The sequence below is a fragment of the Stenotrophomonas sp. GD04054 genome (genome assembly GCF_029836955.1).
Classification (GTDB): domain Bacteria; phylum Pseudomonadota; class Gammaproteobacteria; order Xanthomonadales; family Xanthomonadaceae; genus Stenotrophomonas; species Stenotrophomonas maltophilia_A.
Window position 1 is genome coordinate 41,955 of record NZ_JAOECR010000039.1, and the last position, 7,116, is coordinate 49,070.

General features: G+C 67.6%; 10 protein-coding genes. 7 read left to right on the forward strand and 3 right to left on the reverse strand.

The features are described from left to right. The first annotated feature begins 8 nt into the window (after window positions 1-8). The 4 genes from N7573_RS16450 (at window position 9) to N7573_RS16465 (ending at window position 2,906) form a co-directional block, all read left to right on the forward strand. Window positions 9-671 (forward strand): DUF2238 domain-containing protein, encoded by a 663-nt coding sequence (locus N7573_RS16450; RefSeq protein WP_049398166.1) that lies wholly within the window; start codon window positions 9-11, stop codon window positions 669-671. Continuing rightward, the gene (gene purN, locus N7573_RS16455) at window positions 668-1,327 is read left to right on the forward strand and encodes a phosphoribosylglycinamide formyltransferase (RefSeq protein WP_049398165.1); all 660 of its coding nucleotides are present in this window, start codon (window positions 668-670) and stop codon (window positions 1,325-1,327) included. The genes N7573_RS16450 and purN overlap by 4 nt, the downstream gene beginning before the upstream one ends. Before the next feature lie 68 nt (window positions 1,328-1,395). Then, window positions 1,396-2,220 carry a DUF3108 domain-containing protein gene (locus N7573_RS16460; protein WP_049462886.1) on the forward strand — a complete coding sequence of 275 codons (825 nt, stop codon included), beginning with the start codon at window positions 1,396-1,398 and terminating at the stop codon, window positions 2,218-2,220. Between the two features lie 2 nt (window positions 2,221-2,222). Beyond that, window positions 2,223-2,906, forward strand: a complete 684-nt coding sequence (locus N7573_RS16465; protein WP_010483632.1) for a DUF3108 domain-containing protein — start codon at window positions 2,223-2,225, stop codon at window positions 2,904-2,906. A 113-nt stretch (window positions 2,907-3,019) separates the two neighbouring features. Here N7573_RS16465 and N7573_RS16470 read toward each other — a convergent pair whose 3' ends face one another. The 3 genes from N7573_RS16470 to N7573_RS16480 are packed head-to-tail and all read right to left on the reverse strand — an operon-like array spanning window position 3,020 to window position 4,869. Then, window positions 3,020-3,349 (reverse strand): hypothetical protein, encoded by a 330-nt coding sequence (locus N7573_RS16470; RefSeq protein WP_032130368.1) that lies wholly within the window; start codon window positions 3,347-3,349, stop codon window positions 3,020-3,022. After that, on the reverse strand, window positions 3,346-4,617 hold the full coding sequence (murA, locus tag N7573_RS16475; RefSeq protein ID WP_071228066.1) for a UDP-N-acetylglucosamine 1-carboxyvinyltransferase: 1,272 nt from the start codon (window positions 4,615-4,617) through the stop codon (window positions 3,346-3,348). Before murA ends, N7573_RS16470 begins: the two co-directional genes overlap by 4 nt. 21 nt (window positions 4,618-4,638) lie before the next feature. Then, window positions 4,639-4,869 (reverse strand): BolA family protein, encoded by a 231-nt coding sequence (locus N7573_RS16480; protein ID WP_005408396.1) that lies wholly within the window; start codon window positions 4,867-4,869, stop codon window positions 4,639-4,641. A 54-nt stretch (window positions 4,870-4,923) separates the two neighbouring features. Between N7573_RS16480 and N7573_RS16485 the strand changes: the two genes are divergently transcribed. The 3 genes from N7573_RS16485 (at window position 4,924) to lptC (ending at window position 7,112) form a co-directional block, all read left to right on the forward strand. Next, window positions 4,924-5,925: a KpsF/GutQ family sugar-phosphate isomerase gene (locus N7573_RS16485; RefSeq protein WP_049421533.1), complete on the forward strand. Its 1,002-nt coding sequence runs from the start codon at window positions 4,924-4,926 to the stop codon at window positions 5,923-5,925. 66 nt (window positions 5,926-5,991) lie between these two features. After that, a complete protein-coding gene (locus N7573_RS16490; RefSeq protein WP_049398160.1) occupies window positions 5,992-6,540 on the forward strand; it encodes an HAD hydrolase family protein in 549 nt (182 codons plus the stop codon). Beyond that, on the forward strand, window positions 6,537-7,112 hold the full coding sequence (gene lptC / locus N7573_RS16495) for an LPS export ABC transporter periplasmic protein LptC (RefSeq protein ID WP_071228064.1): 576 nt from the start codon (window positions 6,537-6,539) through the stop codon (window positions 7,110-7,112). Before N7573_RS16490 ends, lptC begins: the two co-directional genes overlap by 4 nt. The last annotated feature ends 4 nt before the right edge of the window (window positions 7,113-7,116 follow it).

Sequence of the window (7,116 nt, forward strand, 5' to 3'; positions counted from 1 at the left end):
GATTTCCCATGTCCGCGCCTGCCCTCCCGACGTCCGCTTCGCCCACCACCCACCGTTTCTCGGGCCCCAAGAAGCTGGCCTTTGCCGCCGTGCTGGCGGTGTTCGCAATCAGCTGGGTCCACCCGCTGTGGCCTACCGAACAGGCCCTGCACAGCACCCTGACCGTGATCGGGCTGGCCGCGCTGCTGTGGGTCGACCGTCGCGGTGGCTGGCTGGGCAACGGTGCCTTCATCGCGATCTGCGGCTTCATCGCCCTGCACTGCGTGGCCGCGCGCTGGCTGTATTCCAACGTGCCCTACGACGCCTGGGCGCAGACGCTGAGCGGCTGGTCGCCGAATGCGGCCTTCGGCTGGCAGCGCAACCATTTCGATCGCCTCATCCACTTCCTGTTCGGCGTCTGCTTCACTCCTGCGCTGCTGCAGCTTGCCCGTCATGCGTGGCCGGCGCTGCGCCTGGGCCAGGCCTTCACCCTGGCGGTGATGACGGTGATGTGTGCCAGCCTGGTCTACGAATGGTTCGAGTGGGCCATCGCGCTGGCGCTGTCGCCGGATGCTGCCGAGGCCTACAACGGGCAGCAGGGCGACATGTGGGACGCGCACGCCGACATGCTGATGGCCACCCTCGGCAGCCTGCTGATCTGGCCGCTGATCCGCCGGAGCGCCCAGCAGTGACCGCGACCACCCGCATTGCCGTGCTCGCCTCCGGTCGCGGCAGCAACCTGCAGGCCATCCTCGATGCCATTGCCGACGGCCGACTGCCCGCCGAGGTGGTCGGCGTGTTTTCCGACCGCCCCGCCGCAGAGGCCCTGCAGCGCGTCGCACCGAACCTGCGCTGGGCGCATGCACCGAAGTCCTTCAGCGACCGCGCCAGCTACGAGCAGGCGCTCGGCGATGCGCTGGCCGCAGTACAACCGGACTGGATCGTCTGCGCCGGCTACATGCGCATCCTCGGCGCGGCCTTCGTACAGCGCTTCAATGGCCGGCTGGTCAACATCCATCCATCGCTGCTGCCGCTGCACAAGGGCCTGGACACCCACGCACGGGCGCTGCAGGCGGGCGACGCCGAGCACGGTGCCAGCGTGCATCTGGTCGTGCCCGAGCTGGATGCGGGCGCCGTGCTGGCGCAGGTGCGGGTGCCGGTGCTGCCCGGCGATGACGCCGACAGCCTGGCCGCGCGCGTGCTGGCGGTGGAGCATCCGCTGCTGATCGCCACCCTGCAGCTGTTGTGCGCCGGCCGCCTGGCTGAACGGGAGGGCCAGCCGCAACTGGACGGTCACCCCCTGTTTAGCCCGTTGGCCCTAGATTCCGCCGGGAACCTGAACCGGTAGTCCCCATGCACACGCCCCGCTGACTGCGGGGCTGGCATCCTGCCCCCCTCCTGCGGTCCCTGTCCTCCATGAAGACCACGACCCTGCTGTCCACTCCATTGCTGTTGTCGCTTGCCGTGTTCCCCGGCGTGGGCTGGGGCCAGGCACAGGCGCCCGCCACCCCGCCGGCACCCGTCCCCGCAGCGCAGCCGCCAGCCGATGCGCCGGCCGTACCGATGCCACCGGCACTGGCCTGGGAGCCACCGCCGCTGCAACCGTTCAGCGCCACCTACCAGGCCTTCTACAAGGGCAAGGAAGCGGGCGATGCCAGCATGCAGGTCACCCACACCGGCGGCAGCCAGTGGCGGGTGGACATGCAGGTGGTCGGCCGCCGCGGCTTTGCCAGCGTGCTGGGCCTGAACATCGAACAGAGCACAGTGTTCGAGGAGCGCAGCGGCGTGTATGCGCCGCTCAGCCAGAGCACGGTGCGCAAGGGCCTGTTCCTGGGCAAGAAGGCGGTCGGCACCTACAACTGGCAGGCCGGCACCGCGCAATGGACCGGTGACGTCAAGAAGGAACGCGCGCAACCGATCCCGCTGCAGGCAGGCGACCAGAGCGCGCTGCTGATCAACCTGGCGATCATGCGCGATGCGCGTCCAGGCGCCTCCATGCATTACCGCTACGTGGACATGGGCAAGGTCCGCGAACACGACTACCAGGCCGCGCCGCAGACCGAGAACGTCGAGGTCGGCGACCTGTCCTACAACGCACTGCGGGTCTACCGGACCAACGGTGGCAGAAACGAAACCATTCTCTGGATCGCCAACGGTGTCCCCACCCCGGTGCGCATCCTGCAACGCGAAGACGGCGAAGACCGCGTCGATCTGCGCCTGATCGAATACCAAGGAGTCTGAGCATGAATACCCTGACCCGCCCCCTCACCTGGATCGCAGCCGCTGCCCTGACCGTGGCCAGCCTGCCGGCCATGGCGCTGGAACCGTTCAAGGCCGATTACCTGGCCAGCTACATGGGCATGCAGGCCAACGGCACCATGACCCTGGCCAGCGAAGGCAGCAACAAGTGGCGCTACAGCCTGCAGGTGAAGAACCAGCTGGCCGACCTCAGCCAGAGCACGGTGTTCGAGGAAGTGCGTGGCCAGCTGCGCCCGCTCAGCAGCCAGGACCGTTCGGCGCTGCTGGTGAAGAAGCGCAACGTGCAGGCCAACTACAACTGGACCAGCAACCAGGCCACCTGGACCGGTGACATCAAGCCGGATCGCGCTGGCCCGATTGCGCTGAAAGCCGGTGACATGGACGCGCTGCTGATCAACCTGGCGATCGCCCGTGACCTGGCGGCGGGCAAGCCGCTGACCTATCGCATGGTCGACGAAGGCCGCATCAAGAACATGACGTACCGTGTGATCGGCAAGGAATCGATCACCGTGGGCGGCAAGAGCTACGAGGCCACCAAGGTCTCGCGCGCCGACGGCAACAAGGAGCTGATCGCCTGGATCGTGCCGGAATTCCCGGTGCCGGCGCGCATGCTGCAGCGTGAGAGCGGCCGCGATGCGCTGGACCTGACCATCAAGGCGATGAACTGACCGGAGATCCACGTCATCCACGCATGGCGTGGATCTACTTCACGTTCCAGTAGATCCACGCCATGCGTGGATGGGTGTATCCCAAAGAAACGCCCGCTTTCGCGGGCGTTTTCTTATTTCTTCGCTTCAGCCGGTTTCTGTTCCTCGGCCGGCTTGAACTCGGTCCGGCAGTCCACGCGGATCTGCTCACCGGTGCTGCGCCAGACGAAGGTGCGGCAATGACGGTTGCCGTCCTGGCTGTCGTTCACTGCGACCGCATAGAACGACTCGATGATTTCATCACGCGAGACCGTGCCATCGCCGTTCCAGTCCATGTCCTTCTGCTCGATGCCCTGGGTGATGGCGATGTTGGCGTACCAGGCATAGCCCAGCCACGCCAGCACGATCAGCACCAGGGCCAGCAGCGCCTTGCGACGCGGGCTGAACTTGCCGCGCAGGATCATGGCACGCGCCGGATGGTGGCACCGAGCGAAGACAGCTTCTCTTCGATGTTCTCGTAGCCACGATCAAGGTGGTAGATCCGGTCGATGGTGGTATCGCCGCTGGCCATCAGGCCGGCCAGGATCAGCGAGGCCGAGGCGCGCAGGTCGGTGGCCATCACCGGCGCGCCGCTCAGGTGCTCGTTGCCACGCACGATGGCGGTATGCCCTTCGACCTGGATGTCCGCGCCCAGGCGCAGCAGTTCGTTGACGTGCATGAAACGGTTCTCGAAGATCGTTTCGTTGATCACGCCCACGCCGTCGGCCACGCAGTTGAGCGCCATGAACTGCGCCTGCATGTCGGTCGGGAATGCCGGGTACGGCGCGGTGGTCAGGTTGACCGCCTTCGGCCGCTTGCCCTGCATGTCCAGGGTGATGGTGTCTTCGGTGGTCTCGATCTTCGCACCGGCTTCGACCAGCTTGGACAGCACCGCGTCCATGGTGTTCGGGCGCGCACGGTTGACCGTGACCTTGCCACCGGTCATCGCTGCGGCCACCAGGAAGGTGCCGGTCTCGATGCGGTCGGGCAGCACTTCATGGCGGCCGCCGGACAGGCGCTCGACGCCTTCGATCACCAGGCGGGCAGTGCCCAGGCCTTCGATCTTCGCGCCCAGCGCGATCAGGCAGTGCGCCAGATCGGTCACTTCCGGTTCCATCGCGCAGTTGTCGAGGATGGTGGTGCCTTCGGCCAGCACCGCGCCCATCAGCACATTCTCGGTGCCGGTGACGCTGACCATGTCGAAGGTGAAGTGCCCCCCCTTCAGTCGCTTGGCGGTGGCCTTGATGAAGCCGTTCTCGACCACGATCTCGGCACCCAGCGCCTGCAGGCCCTTGATGTGCTGGTCGACCGGACGCGAACCGATCGCGCAGCCGCCCGGCAGCGATACTTCGGCCGCGCCGAAGCGGGCCAGCAGCGGGCCCAGCACCAGGATCGAGGCGCGCATGGTCTTGACCAGCTCGTACGGTGCCACGTGCTGGTTGACCGAACGCGGGTCGACCACGATCGCACTGCCGCGCGACAGCGTGCCCTGGTCGATGGTGACCTTGGCGCCCAGCTCGCCCAGCAGCTTCACCGTGGTGACCACGTCGTGCAGGTGCGGCACGTTGGTGATCTCCACCGGCGCATCGGCCAGCAGGGTCGCGCAGAGAATGGGGAGGACGGCGTTCTTGGCGCCGGAGATGCTCACTTCACCGTGCAGCGCAGCGCCGCCGGTCACAACGATCTTGGCCATGTATTCGGGATCTTCTGCGGTTCAGCCGGCTTCGGCCGGGGTCACGGTTTTCAGCGCCAGCGCGTGGATCGCGCCGCCCATCAGGTCGCCCAGCGTGGCATACACCATGCGGTGGCGAGCCAGCGGCATCTTGCCGGCGAAGGCCTCGCAGACCACGGTCGCTTCGAAATGCACGCCATCGTCGCCCTGCACGTCGGCGCGGGCGCCGGGCAGGCCGGTTTCGATCAGATTGCGGATGGTGTCGGCGTCCAACGGGCTTTCCTAATAAAATGTGCCTCCATTCTACTTCCGCTGCGTGGCGTCCGCATGGCCGAATCCCTGTTGCCCCCCCGTTCCGTCGACCCTGCCGGCCTGGTCGCCAGCGGCCGCCGCGTCTTCGAGATCGAGCGGCAGGCGCTGGACGCCGTGGCCGACCGCCTTGGCGAGGCGTTCCAGCAGGCCTGCCAGGCGATCCTGGCCAGCCGCGGCCGGGTGGTCGCCACCGGCATGGGCAAGTCCGGGCACATCGCCCGCAAGATCGCCGCCACCCTGGCGTCCACCGGTACGCCGGCGTTCTACGTGCACCCGGGTGAAGCCGGCCACGGCGACCTCGGCATGATCACCGAGGACGACGTGGTGCTGGCCCTGTCCTATTCGGGCGAGTCAGACGAGGTGCTGATGCTGCTGCCGGTGCTCAAGCGCCAGGGCAACGTGCTGATTTCCATGACCGGGCGCCCACAGTCCAGCCTGGCCACCGCCGCCGACATCCACCTGGACGTGAGCGTGCCGGCCGAGGCCTGTCCGCTGGCGCTGGCGCCGACCTCCAGCACCACCGCCTCGCTGGCGATGGGCGACGCGCTGGCGGTGGCCCTGCTCGATGCGCGCGGCTTCACCGCCGACGATTTCGCCCGTTCACACCCGGCCGGCAGCCTCGGCCGCCGCCTGCTGCTGCACATCACCGACGTGATGCACACCGGCGACGACCTGCCCAGCGTGGGCGCCGACGCCAGTCTCAGTGAAGCGCTGATGGAGATGAGCCGCAAACGGCTGGGCATGACCGCCGTGGTCGATGCCGGCGGCGTGCTGATCGGCCTGTTCACCGACGGCGACCTGCGCCGCGCGCTGGACAGCGCGCTGGACGTGCGCACCGCGAAGATCGCCGATGTGATGACGCGCAACCCACGCACCATCGGCGCCGACCAGCTGGCGGTGGAGGCGGCCCGGCTGATGGAGACCCACAAGATCACCGGCCTGATCGTGGTCGATGGCCAGGGCCGTGCGGTCGGCGCCCTGAACATTCATGACCTGTTGCGGGCCCGGGTGGTTTAACCGACAGTCCGTAGACCCCATTCAGTCTGTACTGCCCCACCCGAACCCACCGAGCCTGCCGCCCTGATGCCCTGGTCCCCCTTGCCCGCCTTCCCTGCCCACCTGCATGCCGCCGCGGCCCGTATCCGCCTGGCCTGCTTCGACGTGGACGGCACCCTCACCGACGGTCGGCTGTACTACGACAAGGACGGCAACGAGAGCAAGGCGTACTTCGTGCAGGATGGCCTGGGCCTGAAACTGCTGCAGCAGCACGGCATCCACCCCGTGCTGATCACCGCGCGCAACAGCCAGTCCGCGCTCAAGCGCGGCGCCGACCTCGGCATCGACACCCAGATCGCCGTGGGCGACAAGCTGGCCAGCGTGCAGGCGCTGTGCGCGCAGCATGGCATCGGCCTGGAACAGGTGGCCTTCATGGGCGATGACCTTCCGGACCTGGCGCCGCTGGGCGCGGTCGGCCTGGCGGTGGCGCCGGCCAACGCCCATCCGTGGATCGCCGAGCGCGTGCACTGGCAGACCCGTGCCGATGGCGGGCGTGGCGCCGCGCGCGAGCTGTGCGACATCCTGCTGGCCGCGCAGGGGCATGTGGATGCGGTGCTGGCGAGGTTCGGCGCATGAACCTGCCGACCGTGAACTGGCGCACCCTGCTCGGCATCGGCCTGCTGCTGGCCGCCCTGCTGAGCAGCTGGGCGGCGCTGCGCAACCGCGACAAGGGGCCAGCCAGTGGCGGCCAGGAAGTGGGCGTGGATTACATCCTGCACGACTTCCAGATCGTCGCCCTGGATGAGCAAGGCAAGGAATCGACCACTCTCCGCGCACCGTTGCTGGAACGCCAGCGCGGTGACCAGACCATCAACATCGCCACGCCGTTGTTCGAGATGCCGGACAAGGATGGCAGGCACTGGACCCTGCGTGCCGAAACCGGCTGGCTCAGCGCCAAGGGCGACGAGATGAAGCTGCGCGGCAATGTCGCCGGCGACAGCCCGGTCGGCCCGGGCACGGTGCCGACCACCTTCCGCACCGACCATCTGGACGTGTTCCCGAAGGAAAACCGCGCCCGCACCGACGCCCTGGTGACCATGACCCGCCCGGGCATGGAACAGTCCGGCGTCGGCTTCGAAGTGGATTCGAAGAACAACACGTATCATTTCCTCAGCCAGTCCAAGGGCCGCTACACGCCCAAACGCTGATTCC